At 43.1% G+C, this 19310-nt stretch carries 20 protein-coding genes; 7 read left to right on the top strand and 13 right to left on the bottom strand.

The genetic code is table 11. The features are described from left to right. Positions 1 to 20: 20 nt before the first annotated feature. From ACQCVE_RS15685 to ACQCVE_RS15640, 10 genes are all read right to left on the bottom strand, one after another. The gene (locus tag ACQCVE_RS15685; RefSeq protein ID WP_426863365.1) at positions 21 to 2429 is read right to left on the bottom strand and encodes a glycosyltransferase; all 2409 of its coding nucleotides are present in this window, start codon (positions 2427 to 2429) and stop codon (positions 21 to 23) included. A 42-nt stretch (positions 2430 to 2471) separates the two neighbouring features. Further along, positions 2472 to 3398 (bottom strand): GDP-mannose 4,6-dehydratase, encoded by a 927-nt coding sequence (locus ACQCVE_RS15680; protein WP_426863364.1) that lies wholly within the window; start codon positions 3396 to 3398, stop codon positions 2472 to 2474. Beyond that, entirely contained in the window at positions 3395 to 4360 is a 966-nt protein-coding gene (gmd, locus tag ACQCVE_RS15675; protein ID WP_426863363.1) for a GDP-mannose 4,6-dehydratase, read from the bottom strand. Before gmd ends, ACQCVE_RS15680 begins: the two co-directional genes overlap by 4 nt. Before the next feature lie 31 nt (positions 4361 to 4391). Next, positions 4392 to 5414 (bottom strand): mannose-1-phosphate guanylyltransferase, encoded by a 1023-nt coding sequence (locus ACQCVE_RS15670; protein ID WP_426863362.1) that lies wholly within the window; start codon positions 5412 to 5414, stop codon positions 4392 to 4394. A 128-nt stretch (positions 5415 to 5542) separates the two neighbouring features. After that, positions 5543 to 6433, bottom strand: coding sequence for a glycosyltransferase family 4 protein (locus ACQCVE_RS15665; RefSeq protein WP_426863361.1), 891 nt, complete (start codon positions 6431 to 6433; stop codon positions 5543 to 5545). Between the two features lie 239 nt (positions 6434 to 6672). After that, on the bottom strand, positions 6673 to 7131 hold the full coding sequence (locus tag ACQCVE_RS15660) for a dTDP-4-dehydrorhamnose 3,5-epimerase family protein (RefSeq protein ID WP_426863360.1): 459 nt from the start codon (positions 7129 to 7131) through the stop codon (positions 6673 to 6675). Next, complete coding sequence (gene rfbD / locus ACQCVE_RS15655; protein ID WP_426846293.1) at positions 7128 to 8003, bottom strand: dTDP-4-dehydrorhamnose reductase; 876 nt, start codon at positions 8001 to 8003, stop codon at positions 7128 to 7130. The genes ACQCVE_RS15660 and rfbD overlap by 4 nt, the downstream gene beginning before the upstream one ends. After that, complete coding sequence (rfbB, locus tag ACQCVE_RS15650; RefSeq protein ID WP_426846295.1) at positions 7975 to 8934, bottom strand: dTDP-glucose 4,6-dehydratase; 960 nt, start codon at positions 8932 to 8934, stop codon at positions 7975 to 7977. The genes rfbD and rfbB overlap by 29 nt, the downstream gene beginning before the upstream one ends. Further along, complete coding sequence (locus ACQCVE_RS15645) at positions 8931 to 9671, bottom strand: sugar phosphate nucleotidyltransferase (RefSeq protein WP_426863359.1); 741 nt, start codon at positions 9669 to 9671, stop codon at positions 8931 to 8933. Before ACQCVE_RS15645 ends, rfbB begins: the two co-directional genes overlap by 4 nt. A gap of 119 nt (positions 9672 to 9790) precedes the next feature. Next, positions 9791 to 10966 carry a hypothetical protein gene (locus ACQCVE_RS15640; protein WP_426863358.1) on the bottom strand — a complete coding sequence of 392 codons (1176 nt, stop codon included), beginning with the start codon at positions 10964 to 10966 and terminating at the stop codon, positions 9791 to 9793. Between the two features lie 191 nt (positions 10967 to 11157). On the opposite strand from ACQCVE_RS15640, the gene ACQCVE_RS15635 reads away from it, so the two are divergent. The 3 genes from ACQCVE_RS15635 to ACQCVE_RS15625 all read left to right on the top strand — a co-directional run bounded on the left by ACQCVE_RS15635 (position 11158) and on the right by ACQCVE_RS15625 (position 15109). Continuing rightward, positions 11158 to 12378, top strand: a complete 1221-nt coding sequence (locus ACQCVE_RS15635) for a hypothetical protein (protein ID WP_426863357.1) — start codon at positions 11158 to 11160, stop codon at positions 12376 to 12378. A gap of 112 nt (positions 12379 to 12490) precedes the next feature. After that, on the top strand, positions 12491 to 13546 hold the full coding sequence (locus ACQCVE_RS15630) for a hypothetical protein (protein WP_426863356.1): 1056 nt from the start codon (positions 12491 to 12493) through the stop codon (positions 13544 to 13546). 789 nt (positions 13547 to 14335) lie between these two features. Next, positions 14336 to 15109 carry a TerC family protein gene (locus tag ACQCVE_RS15625; protein ID WP_426846304.1) on the top strand — a complete coding sequence of 258 codons (774 nt, stop codon included), beginning with the start codon at positions 14336 to 14338 and terminating at the stop codon, positions 15107 to 15109. 227 nt (positions 15110 to 15336) lie between these two features. Here the strand turns inward: ACQCVE_RS15625 and rbsK are convergent, their stop codons facing one another. From rbsK to ACQCVE_RS15610, 3 genes are all read right to left on the bottom strand, one after another. Then, positions 15337 to 16230, bottom strand: a complete 894-nt coding sequence (gene rbsK / locus ACQCVE_RS15620; RefSeq protein ID WP_426863355.1) for a ribokinase — start codon at positions 16228 to 16230, stop codon at positions 15337 to 15339. Between the two features lie 74 nt (positions 16231 to 16304). Further along, entirely contained in the window at positions 16305 to 16697 is a 393-nt protein-coding gene (locus ACQCVE_RS15615) for an ion channel (RefSeq protein WP_426846308.1), read from the bottom strand. Positions 16698 to 16784: 87 nt separating this feature from the next. Continuing rightward, the gene (locus ACQCVE_RS15610) at positions 16785 to 16994 is read right to left on the bottom strand and encodes a hypothetical protein (RefSeq protein WP_426863354.1); all 210 of its coding nucleotides are present in this window, start codon (positions 16992 to 16994) and stop codon (positions 16785 to 16787) included. Between the two features lie 214 nt (positions 16995 to 17208). Between ACQCVE_RS15610 and ACQCVE_RS15605 the strand changes: the two genes are divergently transcribed. The 4 genes from ACQCVE_RS15605 (at position 17209) to ACQCVE_RS15590 (ending at position 19289) form a co-directional block, all read left to right on the top strand. After that, entirely contained in the window at positions 17209 to 17559 is a 351-nt protein-coding gene (locus ACQCVE_RS15605) for a DoxX family protein (RefSeq protein WP_426863353.1), read from the top strand. Between the two features lie 91 nt (positions 17560 to 17650). After that, entirely contained in the window at positions 17651 to 18226 is a 576-nt protein-coding gene (locus ACQCVE_RS15600; protein WP_426846314.1) for a hypothetical protein, read from the top strand. 13 nt (positions 18227 to 18239) lie between these two features. Next, positions 18240 to 18644 (top strand): VOC family protein, encoded by a 405-nt coding sequence (locus ACQCVE_RS15595; protein WP_426863352.1) that lies wholly within the window; start codon positions 18240 to 18242, stop codon positions 18642 to 18644. A gap of 117 nt (positions 18645 to 18761) precedes the next feature. Beyond that, positions 18762 to 19289 (top strand): YwqH-like family protein, encoded by a 528-nt coding sequence (locus tag ACQCVE_RS15590; protein WP_426863379.1) that lies wholly within the window; start codon positions 18762 to 18764, stop codon positions 19287 to 19289. Positions 19290 to 19310: the final 21 nt, after the last annotated feature.

Below are 19310 nucleotides of genomic sequence, written 5' to 3'. Positions count from 1 at the left end.
CTGGAATAGCCGGATTCCTTTCACGAACCAATTTCATCTAATCGTTGTTTAATTTTTAAAGCGGTGTTTTTCCAAGTCCAGCTTTCTATTATCTTATTGGCAGCATGATGGCTTTTCTCTTTCGCTGTTTCCCGGTTCTCATAAACATGACGCAATTGAAAGGCAAGATGCTCAAGGTCTGGTTCGGCCCATTTGAACCCTTTATAATAGGGACACCTGGCGATTGCGGGAACCAGCTTTTTGACGTTTACAGGATAACCGGTATGAATGTTTAAAAATTCCTGCTGTGCGCTCCAATCGGTTGCAACCGTGGGGATCCCGCATGCCATGGCTTCTAATATCGGCATTCCCCAGCCTTCTCCCTTAGTCGATAGCACAAAACAATCAGCAGAACGATACAAGCTGCCCATTAAGTGGGTAGGTAATTTCTGATTGAGCAAAATCAAAACCTTGGATCCAAAGTCTTTAAACCCGAGTTTTTGAATTTCATGTTCAACGTTTACAGACGGATCATTATTGGTAATCTTACATACCAGCAGTACATCATCATTAGCAGCAAATTCTGTTAAAAATGTACGGAATAGGTCTTCCGGGGCTTTCCGTTCTCCCCATTCAAAAACGGATAGAAAGGTGAATTTATCTGAGAAACGAGTGCCCTGTATGCCAGGATTAAAATAATTAGGATCGATTCCCAACGGAACAACATGGATAGGGACGTTAACACCGCTTTCACGGAACGTTTCTGCGTTGAATTGCGAAGGGACCCATATTTCATTCATCATGTTGGACTGTCTGACCCATTCTGCAGGAAGGCCATCAACCTCAAGCATGGTGTATCCGACATTATAGCGTCCTTTATTTCTGAAGAAAACATCTCCCTGGCCGTAAATAACATCCGGAGCATGTGGATCGCGTGCTCTCCGGCTGAATAGATTTAGCCGATGATCGTCAATTTTAGAGGATTCTTCAAGAAGGATGGGCGTCCCTTTACCGTACACGAAACGGTAGCGGACTTCTACATTTTGTTCGTCAAGAGCAAGCATGATATTTCTGGAGGAGTTAGCATATCCAAAAAAAGGAAGATTGACGGTGGAATGCCAATTTACGGACTGCTGATATTGAGATTGAAGGTAATTTTTCCATTTGCGTTCGAATATTTTCTGGGAAGGCTTATAAATATTCCAGAAACTCACCTTATTTGTCTTTGTTGCTCCATTATGAATGTGTTTTAACGTTACCCTTCCATCAAGCACGACTCTCAAGCCGTTTGAAATTGCTCTTAAACAATAGTCAGTATCTTCGAAGTAGGCAAAATAGTCAGTATCCAAAAAGCCTATTTGGTCGATAGTATCCCGTTTTATATAGGCGCACGCAAATACGATTCCCTGAACATCTCTTATGGCGGAATATTGGTTAACATCCGTTTCCACTCCGCCAATTTGCTGCCCGGCGAGGTCATCCGGATAAATATAGGATCCTGCATGAAGCAATTTCCCTTCTAAATCTCCATCAGCTCCGCATAGCCTCGCTCCTGTTACCCCGATCCTTGGATCACTGTAGGCAGTTTCCTGGAGCAAATCCATCCAGTCTTCCTGTTCTAAAATCATATCGTTGTTTAAAAGCACGATATCATTGTTAGGATCACAATATTTCAGCGCTTCATTGTTGCCGGCGGTAAAACCTATATTTTTGTTATTATAGACAGCTTTAATCCAATTAAGTGACTGCAAATATTCCACTGTGCCGTCCGTGCTTCCATTGTCAAATACAACTACCTCGACTAACTGATGCCTGATTGTTTTCCGGAGGGATTCCAAGCACTTTTTTGTATGCTCAATTCCGTTCCACGTAAGGATGATGATGGAAGTTTTTTTGTTCAAGACATAATGACTAAGGGGGTTTTTCTGATCGTGCTTCTTAATAGGAAAGGATTTAAAATCTCCAAATACTGCTTTTGGTGCTTCATCCTTATCAGGGGAAGATAGAAGCAGATTGTTTAAAGCTTCTTCTGACATGAGAATGTTCATAAAGAGTTTAAACACCGTGCCATTTCTTTTCATTTTATTCAAAAAATACAGGTGATTTTGCAGGCCGTTTTGATCAGCTTCTCTACAGAGCAGTTCCCTGTATAATTCTTTAATTAACCTGGTTTGCTCGTATTTGAATATCTTGCGCATTTTATTTGCAGCCGTTTTTCGCTGATCTTTGCCCGAGGATGTGAGGGGTTTATCATATAATATACGCGCTTCTTTACTGCTTATTATGGCAGCTAATACGTCCAATTTTGAAGCGCCGGATGAAAATTGGTTCAAATAATCATTGGCTTCCTCTTTTGAAGGCGGCCGGTTTAGCATTTCCATATAAAGAGCTGAAATAAACTGCTGATCTTCCTGAAGGAAGACTTCTCTTAAAATCTTAATAATTTCCAAAACAAATCCTCCTTTTTATTGCGAACACAGCCACTGCAGCCATTACAATTGATCGATCCAGTCTTGGTAGATATCTTGAAGGGAGTTGACTATAGGGATAGCCGGTTCCCAGCCAGTTAATTCAGTAAGCTTTGTACAGTCTCCCACAAGATGAGGTACTTCGGAAGGTCTTAGTTTTTCAGGATCTACGTTAATGGTTATTTCCTTAGAAGAAAATGAGATGAACGTATTAAGAAGTTCTTCAATCTTTACAGCCATTCCAGAACAAACATTATAAATTTCTCCTGAAAATCCCTTTAAAGCAAGCAGGTGGTATGCTCTGACTATATCCCTGACATCCGTAAAATCCCGGAAGGATGCCAGGTTTCCAACCGTGATCTTATTTGAATCCGTTTGTTCTTTGGCGATCATAGCAACTTGATAAGCAAAATCCGCAGTTACAAATCCTTTTTTTTGCCCTGCTCCGATATGATTAAACGGCCTGATATGGATAACGTCTACGCCGTACCCTTTATGGTAGTTCTGTGTGATCATACTTACCGCTGCTTTACTGGTCCCGTAAGGACTTAGTGGATTTAAAGGAGTTTTTTCACAGGTTTTATAGATTCCATCAGAAATCTTCCCGTATTCTTCAGAAGAACCGATGGTGAGGACTCTTACATGATTTTTATACTTCTTTACGGCTTCAAGTACGTTAATCGTGCCAATCGTATTGGTCTCCAATGTTTCTGAGATGTTTGACCATGACTCTTTCACATTGCTCAGACCTGCTAAATGAAAAATATGAGTTGGCTTTATCTTATTTAATAAACGAAGGATGTGATCTTGATTCTTCAAATTTAATTGATAGATCTCCTTACAGGAACTTTGCCTTCTAGTGGTTCCATAAACTTCAGCACCTTCAGCTTTCAGCTGATGCTGTAAATAAGGGCCGACAAAGCCGTTAATTCCTGTAATTAACGCTCTCATATTTTTGATTGAACCTTTTCAATATCATGATCCACCATCATTTTCACCAATTCGTTAAAAGAAACTTCAGGGCTCCACTGCAATTGTTTTTTAGCTTTTTCAGGGCTGCCTAGTAATAGATCGACCTCAGCAGGGCGCATGAATTTTTCGTCCTGAATCACGTAATCTTTCCAGTTTAGACCTGCATGTTCAAACGCGATCTCTACGAATTCTTTTACAGTATGGGTTTCTCCTGTAGCAATGACAAAATCCTCCGGTTTTTCCTGCTGAAGCATGAGCCACATCGCCTTTACATAATCCCCTGCATAACCCCAGTCGCGCTTTGCCTCCAGGTTTCCCAGGCGCAGCTCCTTTTGCCTGCCGAGTTTAATATTAGCTGCGGCGTCTGTAATTTTCCTCGTGACAAATTCCAGTCCTCTTCTTGGAGACTCATGGTTAAACAAAATTCCTGAGCATGTATACATCCCATAGCTTTCCCGATAGTTGACAGTAATCCAGTGCCCGTATAGTTTGGAGACACCATAGGGACTTCGCGGGTAAAATGGAGTTTTTTCTGTTTGGGGAGTTTCTAAAACCCTCCCAAACATTTCACTGCTTGAAGCTTGATAAAAACGGGCGTCCGGTTTTACTGTCCTTACAGCCTCAAGCATATTGGTTACCCCTAATGCTGTGACCTGGCCGGTATAAAGGGGCTGTGTCCATGAGTCCCCTACAAAGGATTGGGCAGCCAGGTGATATACTTCATCAGGGTTTGAGATGTCTACCGCATGGATCAGTGAGGCCAAATCCAGTAAATCACCTGGAATTAATTCTATATCGTCAATCAAATGGCTAATGTTCTGAAAGTTAGGGGTAGCCGTTCTTCTTTTTAGTCCGAAGACTTTATACCCTTTTTTTAACAGTAATTCAGCGAGGTAAGATCCATCTTGACCGGTGATCCCGGTAATCAATGCTCTTTTCACATGACCATCTCCAATTATTTCTTTAGGCTCCTTACGCTTCCCGATTTGAAATTTCCTGAAGGATCCCTTTAAGGTCTTTTTCGTAAGATTTGTGGCAGATTAATAGCCCGTGAGGAGTAGAGGCTATGATCAAATCCTCTACTCCTATAACGACTGTTTTACGATCTTCAGATTTAATAATGCAATTTTTTGATTCTGATATAGAAATATTGCCAATTAGCAGATTATCATCGCCGCTTTTTTTGTGGAGCCGATCCCATGCGCCCCAGCTGCCAATATCATCCCAAAGCATATTGACCGGAATCGTGTAGATCGTTTCTGCTTTTTCCAAAATGGCATAGTCCACTGAAATTTTTGGGAAAAGGGAATACTGGTCCCTTGTGATTTTTTGGGATTCTGTTGCCATTTTCCAAAGCTCCGGCTGAAGCTTTTCCATATAAAAAGCAATCGTTGAAGGTTTCCATATAAACACTCCGCCATTCCAATATACGTTCTCCTTGGAAATTAGTGATTGCGCCTTTTTTTTATCTGGTTTTTCGATAAAAGCTTCCACAGGTAGAACATTGTTTTTAGGGCCTTCACTTTTTGCTTGAATGTAGCCATAGCCTGTTTCCGGCCGTGTCGGTGTAATCCCTATTGTTACAATCGAGTGATCTGCTTCAGCTATTTCTTCGCCTAATTCAAATATTTCAAAAAGCTGGGCATCTTCAGGAATGAAGTGGTCTGAAGGCACTGCTGCAAACACTTCATCATCTTCTTCTTCTAAAAATTTTAGTGCGGTTAAAGCCATGCATGGACCGGTGTCCCTTTGTTCAGGTTCTATGATTATTTGTTCGTCATGCATGAAACGGATTTGTTCTTTTACGAGCGGAACAAACTCTTCTGATGTAACAATAAAAATCTTTTCAGGCGCAAGCCATTTTTGAAATCTGCTGTAAGTTTGCTGCAGCATCGTTTCTTCCGATACTAAAGGTAAGAATTGTTTAGGTCTTTTCTTTGTGCTCCATGGCCAAAATCGTGTCCCTTTTCCTCCTGCCATTATTACGACCTTCATGTATACAGCACCTCAGAATTCTTTTAGTAGTCAAACAAGTAGCTGTTTTATGATATGTGCTTATATACTGGTTCGCTTGTTGCAATAATCTATTTTTCATGGTTTTCGTTTATTTTGAAGGGGTATTCCTAGTATAATTTAAGTTCCTTAAGTCGGTTCTTATAGATATTTCCTATGGTTTGGGGAGATAATTTGCTTTCTGCAGTTTTTTTTCCAAGTCTACCAATCTGTATCGCAAAATTGTTATTCTCCACTACTTTTCTCATCCGTTCAGCGGCTTGCTCCGTATCAGGTTCAGCCCACATTTGGTCAGTGGTATAGGGACCGAAGTTTTCTTCTACTTTCTTTAAGGTGTAGCCAACTAATAACGAGTTGCCAGGATCCATAAACTCCAGATTCCCGGACCAATTCGTAGCGATGACTGGTTTCCCGAGGAACATCGACTCAGCCAGGGGTAATCCAAAACCTTCGGAACGATGAAGCGAGATGTAACAATCAGCTGCATTCATAAGCCCATATACTTCCTGGCGGCAGAGATCTTTTTCTATAAGGAAAATGTTGGGCCAGCCTGCGATTGTTTGTTTTACTTTTTCCATTTCTACGGGGTGAAAAGATGCGTTGTTAACTTTGATGACTAAACCCGCATCTTGATTTTCCTTTGTAAAGGCTTGTTTAAATGCTTTAATCACGGAGTATGGATTTTTTCTTGCTGCAGTACTAAAAAGATCGAACATGGTTAAAAAAAGAAAACGGCTTTCGGGCAATTGAAAAATGCTGCGGTCATGGTCTGCGGGGATATCAAAGGAAACGGCATGAGGAATAATTCGTACAGGTTTACCGGTTTTGCTTGACACAGAGTGGTGGGTGAAGCTTGAGGGGACCCATATCTCATCAACTAATTCAAAGCATTTTACCCAGTGGTCCGGGAATTCAGGCAATTCCCAATGCCAGTATCCGATGTTATACCGGTTACTGAGCCAGCCGGTTTTAATTTTCTTTTTCCGGATTTGAATATACATTTGATCGGCATTAAGAAAAAAAATATTCGTTCTGTAAATTGGATTTTGTCCTTCTTTATGCTGCCAGCTAAGGTCCCCTTCCCTAGAGGAATGGAAGGGAAAGTTGATCAGCTGAAAAGGGACTCCTGCCGCCTGCAAAGCTTTAGCTGCTGAACGGCAGGCTTCCCCTAAACCGGATTCTGCTCTGGTATACCCGATTAGATTTACTCCATTTTTCATACGCCACCTCTGAACATTCCTTATCGGTTTTCTGTTTCCCAGTTAAACGCTATGCCGGGGTCGTTCCAGGGAATTCTCTTTTCATCCGGAGATTCAGCCTTGTATGATTCCGTTGTGAAATAGATGATGGAAACAGGCTTCTCCCCAAGCACCCGGTAACCGTGTGCTACCCCTTTCGGAATCAAAAGCATCATGGGATTTTCTTCTCCCATGTAATACACATCTGTTTCTCCTTTTGTAGAAGCATGTTCTCTCATATCGTATAAAACAACCTGGGCGTTTCCCGAAGGAAAGAACCAAAGGTCATCCTGTTTTTCATGATAGTGAAAGGCTTTAATGACACCTGGATAGCTCATGGACCAGGATGCCTGCCCAAACTTTGACAGTAAATCCGGTTCATCATCACGGATGAGTTCTGCAAAGAAACCCCGATCGTCACAGTGCTTTTTTAACTTTTTCACTTTTACACCTTCAATCATTGGGTAAGCTCCTTTCTGATAAATTCCTTTAATGCCTTTCTCCATGGGCGGATCGGTCCCGCTCCCGCCCGATTCATCGCTGTATGAGCCAGAACGGAATAATGTGGTCTGGGAGCTTTGGAACCATACTCTTCTGTAGTCGTTGGCAATACGAGATTAGGGTTGAAACCCGCTTCTTCGAAAATTGTTCGGGCAAATTCATACCAGGTGCATGACCCGGAATTGCTCACATGGTAAATGCCTTGTTTTTTTGAGAAAAGTTGGATGATCGTGTCAGACAGGTCACCTGTGTAGGTTGGTGATCCAATTTGGTCATCAATCACTTTGATTTCTTTATTCTTCCCTGCAAGGAAGAGCATCGTTTTGACAAAGTTTTTTCCATCATGTCCATACAGCCAGGAGGTGCGGACAATCGTTCCTCCCGCATATCGGAGAACCAGCTGCTCACCCAGCCGTTTGCTTATTCCGTAAACTGAAACTGGGTCGGGTGTATCCGTCTCCTCATAGGGCGTATGCTTCGTTCCATTAAAGACATAATCAGAGCTGATATAGAACATTTTTGAATTGGCATTTTCAGCAGCCAAGGCAACATTCCCTGCTCCGATGCCGTTTACTTCCAATGCTTTTTTCACCTCTGTTTCACATAGGTCGACCGCTGTATAGGCTGCAGCATGAATGATGATTTCCGGTTGGATTCTAGAAATCGTGCGATTCACTTCTGTCTGATTCGTAATGTCCAGCTCGTTTTTTGCAAGGCTGTATACCGTATGATTGGGATTTAGTTTTCTTGCCAATTCTTTTCCTAATTGTCCGCCGGCACCGGTAATCACTATCTTCAAGGTTTCACCGTCCTTCAAAATCGTTTTGAACATACCAGTCAATCGTTCTTTTTAACCCATCATCAAAAGAGAGATTTTGTTTCCAGCCCAGCTCCTTCATGGCTTTAGACGAGTTCATCGCATACCTTCGATCATGCCCTTTACGGTCTGTCACTTTGCGGATCAATGCTGTGTCTTTCCCTAAGTGGTGAAGGATGTTCAGGATCACATCCATATTTGTCTTTTCTTCAGATCCTCCAAAATTATAGATTTCACCTGGAGCTCCTTTTTCAAGTGCTGCAAGCACCGCGCGGCAATGATCTTCCACATAAATCCAATCCCGTACATTCAATCCGTCGCCATATAAAGGAATTTCTTTATTGCGCAATGCATTAAAAATGACTTTAGGAATTAATTTTTCCGTATGCTGCCTGGGTCCATAATTATTGCTGCAGCGCGTGATAATTAGCGGAAGCTGATGCGTTTGGAAAAAGGATCTTACCAATAAATCAGCACTCGCTTTACTTGCAGAGTAAGGATTGTTAGGAGCGAGAGGGGTCTTTTCCGTGAAGGGAGGATCGGATGGTTCAAGCGACCCGTATACTTCATCGGTTGAGACTTGAATCATTTTCCTGGCTTTTCCTTTTAAAACAGCTTGCAGTAGATTAAATGTGCCATTAATATTTGTGCGGATAAATGGTGCCGCATCGACAATGCTTCTGTCTACATGGGATTCAGCTGCAAAGTTGATAATGGCATCATATTCATGGTCCAAAACAGGGATTAGTTCCCGGCTGTCCCCAATATCGCATTTGATAAAACGATAGCGGTTCGTTTTTGAAAAAAGTTCGGTTTTTCCATTCATCCCTGCATAGGTTAATGAATCAATATTTGTAATGCGGTAATTCGTGTTTTTTAAAAGATAGGAGATGAAGTTGGACCCGATAAAGCCTGCTCCTCCAGTTACTAATAGATGTTTAGTCAAAAGGAACTCTCCTTTGAAAAACCTTCGTATACATACTGAGTTGCTTTAAACAGTGATTCATGGGTTCCTGCGTCAATCCACCACCCGCTAAGGATGTCAAATTGAAGCTCATTGCTTTGAATGTAGAGGTTGTTCACATCCGTAATTTCTAATTCATTTCGTTCAGAAGGCTGTATTTTTTTGATAAAGCGGAAAACTTCCTGATCGTACATATATATGCCGGTAACACAAAAAGAAGATGCAGGGTGAACGGGTTTTTCCCGAATTTTACGAATTCTGTTTGCTGCATGATCCAGCTCTGGAACACCATAGCGGCCCGGATCCTCCACTTGTTTTAAAAGGACTCTGGCACCGGTCTTTTGTGAATGGAAGGCATGAACATAAGGGGCCAATGAATCTTCGAAAATATTATCACCAAGCAGCACCACAAATTTATCTTCACCAATAAATTCCTTTGCACCTAAAAGAGCGTCAGCAATTCCTCCGCCTTCTGTCTTTTGAATTTGATATACAAGGTTCACAGACATTGCTTCACCCAATCCTAAAAGCTCGATAAAGGAACTTAGATGATGCTGATTCGTGACAATCATAATATCGCAGATTCCTGCATCCCTTAGTTTAGAAATCGGCCAATAGATCATAGGATCGCTGCCTACGGGCAATAGGTGTTTATTGATAATCTTGGTTAATGGACGTAGCCTGGATCCTGTACCGCCGGCAAGAATAACTCCTTTCACACTATCAATCTCCCTGTACGTTTATTTTTAATCCGATAAATGAAGGAAAAATTGGGTTATAGTCAGAAAAAAGAAGGGTTTCCCCTTCTTTTTCAAGATATTCTCTTCATGATGCGGTATTAGCCGATGATATTAGGGAATGTCAAGCAGTCCTGAACAACTAGGTCTTCGTCTGGAACAAATGCTACACCCGCACCAGCGAATGTGATTAAAGGTGCTGCAGCCAAGTCAGTCAGTACGAAAGCATAAGAATCAAGAAGCGCAGCATTTTCAACCAATGTCATTGTAAACAACACTGGACGGTCCGCTACACCAGGGTCTGCAAATGCTACAGTACCTGAACCGGTAACCACCATCGTTGTTGCTACTCCTGGAATGGTTGTGCAAGTAGGCATACCGATTTCAGTAGCCGTAAATGTGAAGCTTTGATCCACAGTTCCTGTAGGAACTAGAAGGTCTTCTACGATCCATTCAATTGTGCTTCCAGTCAAGTTACAGTTGTCACAAATTTCTGCGTTCAATTCAGTTGTAAAGCTTCCTGCATCCAAATCAGTAGGGAAAAGGATGGCAGAGAAATCAATGGCAACTCCCGGAGGTGAAAGCGGATCTGTGTCAACAAACGCCTGGCAGTCACAGTTGTCGCGCGGGAAGAAGTCGCATTGAGCAGGGAATTCAAACTCAGGGCAGACGGCACTTGGCGGGATTACGATGTCATTCGGACGCGGGAAGCAGAACTTAGCCAATACTTCCAGTTTTACATCTGCTTCAACTTGAATTTCGAAGCAAATATCAAGCATAACTTGAAGGCCAAGATCAGGCACACCCGTTTCGATAAAATTCGTGTCGCAGCTTAGAGCAATGATGCGGCAAAATACGTTGTCGCTTGTGAACGGCTCTGGTGCACAAACAACAAGGCGGCGAGATTCGCTGATTGTTGGGCGGAATGAGCAAAGAAGTGTTCCTTCGCTGTCAAAAATGTTGATCAATGGTCTGATTGTAAAAATAACTTTTACAATGGCAAGCTCCTGCCCATTGATGACTCTTCTTTCGATTCTTGAAGAAACCGTACACAATGCGTTAGGATCCTGTGGCTGATCAAGCGGGAAGAAACCGCCTACATCCGGAACCTCACATGTTACATCAAGGGGAGTTCTGCCAGCTGCTACTGCTGCAGCAACAGCTGCTTCACAATCCTCTGACAAGACAATGCCTGTATCAGTGGAGATTGCGTCAAATACCCAGTCATAAACCTTTGGTACGCGGATACATTCTTCTTGCACGTTGTTAGGAGTCAATTGAGACCCCCTAATAGGTTTTAACAAAAGGATCTTCCTTTCTAAATAAGTTGTGTTTTCTCTCCATACTATGGATAGATTTTTAAAATGGTTCTGAAACAAATGCCTGTTTTGGATAACCTTGCATAAATTGGTGATAAGACCATATAGATAGGAAGTAGCCTATAAGTAAGCAAAGAGGGGACTGTTCTATGAAAATTTCCGTTTTTTTTGACCGCGAATTTCATATGAAGATTCCATATGATTCATTGGTGGGCTTTCGGCTGTTCTGCGAAAAGCAAGGTCTCTATTCAAGCTATAATATGTCAGAGCAACGAATGGATTTGTACTCAAGCCTGCATCAGGAACGCGTCCGCATCTTTTCTGAGAATAAAGGGAAGGCAAGCCAAGACTTTGTTCAGGAAATTCTCCGCTTGTTAGCTGCAGGCGGTTTGTCTTCCTTAACAGATCAAGGAAAAGCTGCAAATTCTGTGCCGGGTCTTTCCATCCTGCTGGATGTAACGGAAGGCATGCATGGGCATCACCCTTCCATCCTGATTGAGCATCAGCCATTGGTCGATGAGCGGCTTCGGAACATGTTGCTGAGTGAACTGAATGAAAACAAAATGGCTTTTCAGTTTAAAGAAGTACCAGCTGTTCCAACTGCCTCAGGACGCCTGATCCGAATCAAATGCCGTCTCCCTCAGCTAACGGAAACTTCCTCCGTTTATGAACAGGTCAAACTGATTCTGGCAAGGGCCATCATGCGTTATCTACACCGGTACCATCAAGAGAAGCCGTTCGCGTATCTTCCGGCTGACAAACAAAAGGCTATGCTGAAACGGTTATGGAGCAGCTCCGAATCGGTTCCATCCCGGGAAACGGAGGAAGCAGGGGAAGCTTCATCCGCTGAAATAAAAGAAGCTGACAGCCAAAAGACCATTCAGGCTGTAAAGAGAGAAGCGAAGGCCGAAATCTTTTTTGATTATACGGTGCTTCCACCTCAAAAGGATTCAGAAGGAGAAGGGTTTTTAATCAATGGAAATTTATATATGAAGAATACCGGTAATGAAATCCTCCATAGCCCTGTCATTTGCATTAAAGTCCCTGCTGGACAAGGCGTTTCGCTCCAAGGGCAGATTATTCCTCCAAGAATGGTTTCAGGTATGGCGACAATCGGCAGCAGCGGGGAAAAAGGGTGGAGATATGTGTATGAGGATTGGAGAGAGAGGGTTAAATCAAAGGGTGAATACTGGATTACATCCATCCAGGCGCTGCAAATAAACCCTGGTGAGACGGCTGTTTTTCCTGCCTATAAAATCACCATTGACTATGCAGAGGAAAGAAACGCGATAGCAATCGGGGGATTTGTTTATTTTAATGAAGGAAAACATGTATTCAGTTCTAATAACAGCATTTCGTTTTCATTTTAATACCTGTGTTCATCACGGGTATTTTTATTTTCTTCTGCAGCGGAACACCACTCTTTTCCTGCACATATATATAGATTGTGTATGAGCCTATGTGAAAAGGAGGAGGCGCTCTATGGACAGAAGGTATGCGGTGAAGGAGGAGCTCCAGGAATTGCTGACTCTACAGCAGAAAAACATTCGTCTTAAGGCTGAATTAAATAAGTACATGGCAGTAGTGGACGAATATCAGAAGAATGGTCATAATCACAAGGTAAAGACGCTGAAGCTGGAAAATGCAGATCTGATGAAAAACCTTCAGCAGAAGGAAAATGAGCTGAATGAAATGAAGGCTGAGCTTAATGAATACGCTGGAAAAGCAGAGGCCTTTTCAGTCCAGGAACAATATTACTTAGAAACCATCCACCTATTAAGTGAAAAAAATCAGGAAATGAAGAACGTGAAACATGATATCGAATCAAAGCAAACAGAGATTGACAGCTTAAGGGACCACATCATGACTCTTCAAAACGATTATGATGTTAAAAATAAAGAATGCATTGAATTGAAGCAGCAGCTGAGCGAGAAGATGGAAGGCGAAGAGAAAAGCACTCAAACCATTCACTCTCTCAACCATCAAATTATAGAACTCAACTCCGTTTTAGAAAATCTTCAATCAGGGAATGAAGAGCTGAAGGAAAAATATGAGATGGTTCGAAAAACAGCTTATTCTGTCCCGCAGCTGGAAACGATCGTCAGCTCGCTTCATCAGGAATTGGGCGAGATGGATCGTCACCATAGAGAAATGCAGGACTCCATTAGTGACTTGCAGCAAAAAAATAAGCTGCTGGAGGCTGAAAAAAGACGGCTATTAAAGGAGAAATCATCCATGCAGGCTGTTCAATCAGAGCTGCAGAAAAAAATATACCAGCTGATGATAGACATTCGTTCTTTCTACTCGAAGGAGCGCATTGCTTCTCACATGCCAAATCGGAAGCTCATCCAAACATCAATGGCCCAAAAAAAGAAAATCCAGCACTTGCAATCCCGGGTATCGGAATATGGAAAGCAAATTACAGCAGGCATAGATATGATTCATCAATTAGAAAGGCAAATCAGCCAGCTAACTGCAGACATGCAGCTGCCGGACGGGGAAAATCCGGACACTTCACCGAACAAAAAGTTCCGATAATGCATATAAAAAAAAACGACAGCCCCCTCTCTATTTTGACAGCCTCCATTTTGGACAAGCATTTTCAAAAGTATTATTTATTGACGGCATGCCTGGCTATCCGGTATTATTTTCTTATAGCCGAAGAGTTAAGGCTGTGCTCATTAAGAGCTTATATACTCCAAAGGGGAGTAGCTTACAGCTGCGTCGACAATACGTGATGATTCATCACCGGCTCAGTTGGCAACTGTATGTTGTTTGCGAGACCTTTGCCATTTTTGGTGAAGGAAAAAGTATGGAATTCAACCCTTCACCGGATCAGGTGAAGGTTTTTTTGTATAAGCTCTGTTAAACTTGGCTGTTGATTTCCGCTGCAGGCGTTCCCTTTCCGCAGGGTCTCACCTGTACTGCTGCTCTTAGCTCGGAGTCTCACGCCTTCCGTCCAATCAACAGGTGTGAAAAATCAACACCATGCTTTAACAAAGCCATTGTATAAAAAAGGAGGCTTCCTGCAATCTGATATTATGCAGACTGCGCTGCACAACCCAATTTAATAAACTAAAGGAGAAGCCCAAATATAATTGGAAGGTAACCTGCAAAAGAAAATCCTTTTATTTGTGACCATAAAACTATATGCCGTCACGATTTTAACGCTTGAAGTTTATCATCCGCCGAGAAGCCTTTTCCTGCAATTATAGCAGAGCCCGGCAGAACAGCTGCGTGCTCCGCTTCCACATAGATGACATTTGTAGAATGGATTGCTAAAAAAGAAAGAAACTAAACAATAGGATTCGTAAAGGAGGAAGCACAATGGACGCTGGAATATTGCTGGAATATGGGTGGGTCCTGTTAATATTAATTGGGCTGGAAGGAATTCTTGCTGCGGATAATGCCCTGGTTATTGCCACCATGGTTAAGCACCTGCCTGAAGAGAAAAGGAAAAAAGCTTTATTTTACGGGCTTGCAGGAGCATTTGTATTCCGATTCGGCTCACTGTTTATCATCTCATATCTGGTGGATATCTGGCAGGTTCAGGCAATTGGAGCCCTTTATCTGTTCGGGATCGCCATTTACCATATTTTGAAGAAGCACGTATTGAAGCCAAAGGTGAAAGCCGAAAAGCCGAAGAACGAAGGCTCCGGGTTCTGGATGACCGTCCTTAAGGTAGAGGTAGCCGATATTGCGTTTGCTGTTGATGCCATCCTTGCAGCGGTTGCCCTCGCAGTTACTTTACCTGAAACAAATCTTCCGGAAATCGGCGGATTGGACGGCGGACACTTTGCTGTGATTCTTACAGGGGGAATCATCGGGCTTGTCATTATGCGATTTGCCGCCAGCTACTTCGTTGTATTGCTCGAACGGAGACCGGGCCTTGAAACGGCAGCCTTCGCCATTGTAGCCTGGGTTGGGGTAAAGCTTGCCGTTTATGCCCTTTCTCACCCGGAACTTGCCATTATTTCTGAAGGATTCGGGAAAAGCCTGACCTGGAAAGTCATTTTCTGGTCTGTCCTCCTGGTCATTGCCGTAGCGGGCTGGTTTTTGTCAAAAGAGCAGCCTAAAAGCGAAGCTGCTAATGGGAAATAACGATAAATAACGTGCGGTTTCCCGCACGTTATTTTTTTCCCGCTCCTGCTGACCTAAAATTTGTAAAGGATTCTCACAGTTTGAATGGGTGGGTCCTGCTGTGAGGCAAATAAACAAGGACAAGAACTAGAATTGGGCAAAAATATAAACGGTTTTAAGAGACAGGAGTTTTTCTTTATCATTTCAATACAGGCGGAACCTCGCCTGCAGGAGATCGGCCCAGTTCCTTACTCGGGTGCTTCCAAAAGCGTTTGATCAACCTCTTTACGGTAAGGCATCCCGCCCTGGGCACCAATTTTTGTTACGGAAATAGAGGCTGCTCGGTTGGCGAACCGAATGCTTTCGGCCAAGTTTTTTCCCTCTGAGCAAGCAACAGCAAAGGCTGCGTTAAAGGTATCTCCAGCTCCTGTCGTATCCAGGGCTTCCACAGGAAAGGACGGGATTGATCGAATTTCCTTGCCATCATGATACCGGACTCCGTTTTTCCCTTCGGTAATGATAAGCTTATTCGGGTTCGCTTCAAGAGCCCGCTCCAGGGGCATACCTTTAAACAAGAGCGTCGCTTCCGTTTCATTCGGCGTAATATACGCTGCACGGTCCAGGACCTTGCCCGCTGCCGTCCGTGCCGGTGCAGGATTTAAAAGCAGCGGCACCCCGTGCTTCTGGCAGAGCATGCTTACATGTTCAACGGTTTCTTCCGGAATTTCCTGCTGAATAAGGACCATTTTGGCTTCTTTTAAAACAGGCAGTGCTTCATCTGCAATAGAGGGAGTAACGAGCTTATTCGCTCCCTGCACGACCACAATGCTGTTATCTCCTTCAGCTAAAATAATGTGGGCGGTTCCGCTCGCTGTTTCAGGGAGCGTTTTCACGTAATCCGTCTTTACGCCATTTTCCTTCAAGTTGTTCAAAATGGCTTCCCCATAAGAATCATCTCCCACGCAGCCGGCCATAAAGACATCAGCCCCAAGCCTTGCAGCTGCAACCGCCTGGTTCGCTCCCTTGCCTCCGGGTACCATAATGAACGATTCTCCAAGCACGGTTTCTCCGTTTTGCGGCCTTCTCGGTGAGGTAACGACAAGATCAATAGATGCACTTCCGATAACCAGGATTTTTTCCAACCTTTTCACTCCTGTCTTCTTTCAATACTTTTATGTATCACCAGTTCCAATTAATCATGCCAGGAAAGTAAGAATCAGTGCTCAAGATCTTTCTCTTTTTCTTTTTCCTGCTCTTTTTTCTCCAGTTCCTCCTTCGCTTCTTTCGGAAAAAGGTTAATCACGATAGCCACCGGAAGGAGGTATCCGATGAAGGCCTGAATACTTGCAAACAGGCGGGCTGTTCCAAATGGAGTAATATCCCCAAAACCGATTGCAAAATTTGTGATTGTACTGAAATACAGGCATTTCAGAATGAACCCGTAATAAGTAATCTTGCTGTCATCCACATAGTGCTCTTTAAGGTAACCCATCCCATTTAAATCAAGCAGAGCATAAATGGCCGCAAAAACAATGATTGAAACGAGATAAATAACACCGAAAAAAAGAAAGCTCGTCCAGGTTTTGTGCCGGTGAATACTAGGGAACACTGCCATTCCTTCCTTTCTGAACCGCCTGTTTTCTACACCTTTACCCAACCGGGCTGGAAAATAAAATAGAGACCCGCTAAAGAGTCCCTATATGACCATATTTTTTTTATCTCCATCCTGCCCGGTCCTGATAAATAACCATTTGGACCAGGAAAGATAAGAGCGCTGGTAATGCTTCCGAGTTTGGCCAGCTGTTTTAGGACGGCTCATGAGGATCGGCAGTGCAAAAGTCGCTCCCAATCCGCAGACTGCGGCAATAACATGAAGCAGAACAATGATTCCATATACGGTCATCATGCTTTCCTCCTGATAAAATATAGGATAATAATACCGAAATATATGAACTTTTCCATGGTAAATTCCAAACATTTACATAAAATTTGATTTGAAATCTAAATTTAATTTTTTGAATGGTTACTTAGACTAAATAGAGAAAAAAAGAATATATAATACTGTAACTCAATCTTCCTGGCAAATGAGAGCACGACTACATGAAGAGGAGGAAGTCAAGATGGGTACAGTTGTCTTTATTATTCAACTTTTACTGGGGTTGGCGTTTCTATTTTTTGGACTGATGAAGTTCGGCTCTAAGCAGATGACCGAGGAGTTTGCACGCTACGGGTATCCGCAATGGTTCAGAGTGGTGACCGGAATCGTGGAATTGGCAGCAGGGGTGCTGCTGCTTGCCGGTTTCTGGAACGATCAGCTGACAGCGTGGGGTTCGCTTCTTGCCACCCTCTGCATGATTGGCGCGGTGGTTACGCACTTAAAGGTAAAGGATGCTGCTGCAAAATTTACGACACCTGCTGTACTGCTCATTCTCTCTGCATTCCTGCTGTATGTAAATAGCGGGAACTTTTAATGGACGGCGCCCTTCCTTTTGGAGGGGCGTTTTTATGCCGTTTTGACCTCCTTCATAGTAAACTGTTAGTAAAGAGAGGAGATCGGCAATCATGAATTTTAAAACAATCTCACCAACTTGTCCGCGTTGTTCCAGCCTGAAAACGTATGATATCATCCCGGGCATTCGGGAGGATGATCAGCTGGCCAGATCAGAAGAAAGCTTGATTCAAATGAGTGAAACTTCACTTGGGAATGCTGATTACCAATGCAGGGATTGCGGGCACAGATGGAAAAAATACACCGGACAAAAACCCTATGATACCATTCAGAGAATATACGCGGATGCAGGCGGTTATCCTGGCCCATTCCATTCTGCCTTCATCGACTTGAAAGGCCTGATGGCAGAAAGCTCATCAAGAGAAAATCCGAATTCCTCTCCTGCTGCCGAGTTTAGAAGGTTAAAGCAAGAAGAAGCTGCCTGGTTCAGGGAAGAGCTTTATGCGAGCGATTTCATGAATTGGGCGGAAGAGTATATGCTTCCCTTCGCACTGGACGGAACGCATTGGACTATCCGGATTGAATATGACACCTATTGCGAAATCAAGAGCGGACACATTCATACGCCTCCAGGGTGGGAGAGGTTTTGCATGGCAGTCTCGTCATTGAGCGGACAAGCTTTTTACTAGGAGGAAAAAAATAATGAAACTCGACCACACCGGCATCGCCGTGAGAAGAATCGATGAGGCAATCCTTTTTTATACCGAAATTCTCGGAGGGACGCTCATAGAGAGATATACAAGTGAAAAACCGGGAGTTGAAACACATATTGCTGTCATTCATCTTGATGGCCAGGTAATTGAGCTTCTCGAACCGACAAGCAAAACCTCTCCGATCGAACGGTTTATCCGGCAGAAAGGGAAGGGGGTTCATCACCTTGCCTATAAGGTGGAGGACCTGGACGATGCAATAGCAGATTTTGAAGCCCGCGGCATAACATTTCTATCGGAAACCTACCGCACAAATCCGTTCGGCAGGAGATTGATCTATATGAATCCCGCCCATACGCACGGTCAGATTATTGAGCTGTGTGACTATAAAGGCTAGGCTCTTTTTAATCTGATGTACATAAATACAAGCAGACAAAATCTCTTTTTGTAGGTAAAATTGATCAATTTTTCATTTTTCATAAGCAAGATGAGGACTTTTTTCCAATTGGGGTATATGGTAAAAAATGATAAAATTTTGATAGACATTGATCGGATTATGGAGAAAAATGATGATTTTGAGGTGATCGAGATGGATATTGCAGGCCTCTTAGGAAATGCTCAAGGATTTATCAGCAGTTCGATTACGGAGCTGGAGGAGAAGATTGAAAGACTCAAAGGAGCAAAAAAAAGCGTAGAAACAGAACAGGGAGTGGGCGAACAGGAAATCAAAAACATCGAAAAGCCTGCGCTTGAGAATGACTGGAAGGGGGCCCTCGCTGATGAATTTGATGAATCACGCGAGGCCGCCTATGAAGAAATGAGCAAAATCTTCGGTGAAACGTATGATGATTATCAAACGCAAATTCAAAGTAAAATTGAAAATTTGCAGGACAGTCTTAAAGCATTCCAAGACTGGGGTCATGCGGCAGCGGAACTCTCAAACGCAATTGCAGCAGTTCAAGGTGCAGCTGAAGAAATAGAGAAACAAATGGCTGACCTTGGCAGTCAGGTGGAGAATCTTCGCGGGAAGCTCTTTGGTTGAACGAATGAAACTCCGCAGCTG

The organism is Metabacillus sp. 113a, assembly GCF_050107635.1.
Taxonomy (GTDB): Bacteria; Bacillota; Bacilli; order Bacillales; family Bacillaceae; genus Metabacillus_B.
Note: the sequence above shows the minus strand (reverse complement) of the source record. Positions and strands in the feature narration are given on the sequence as shown.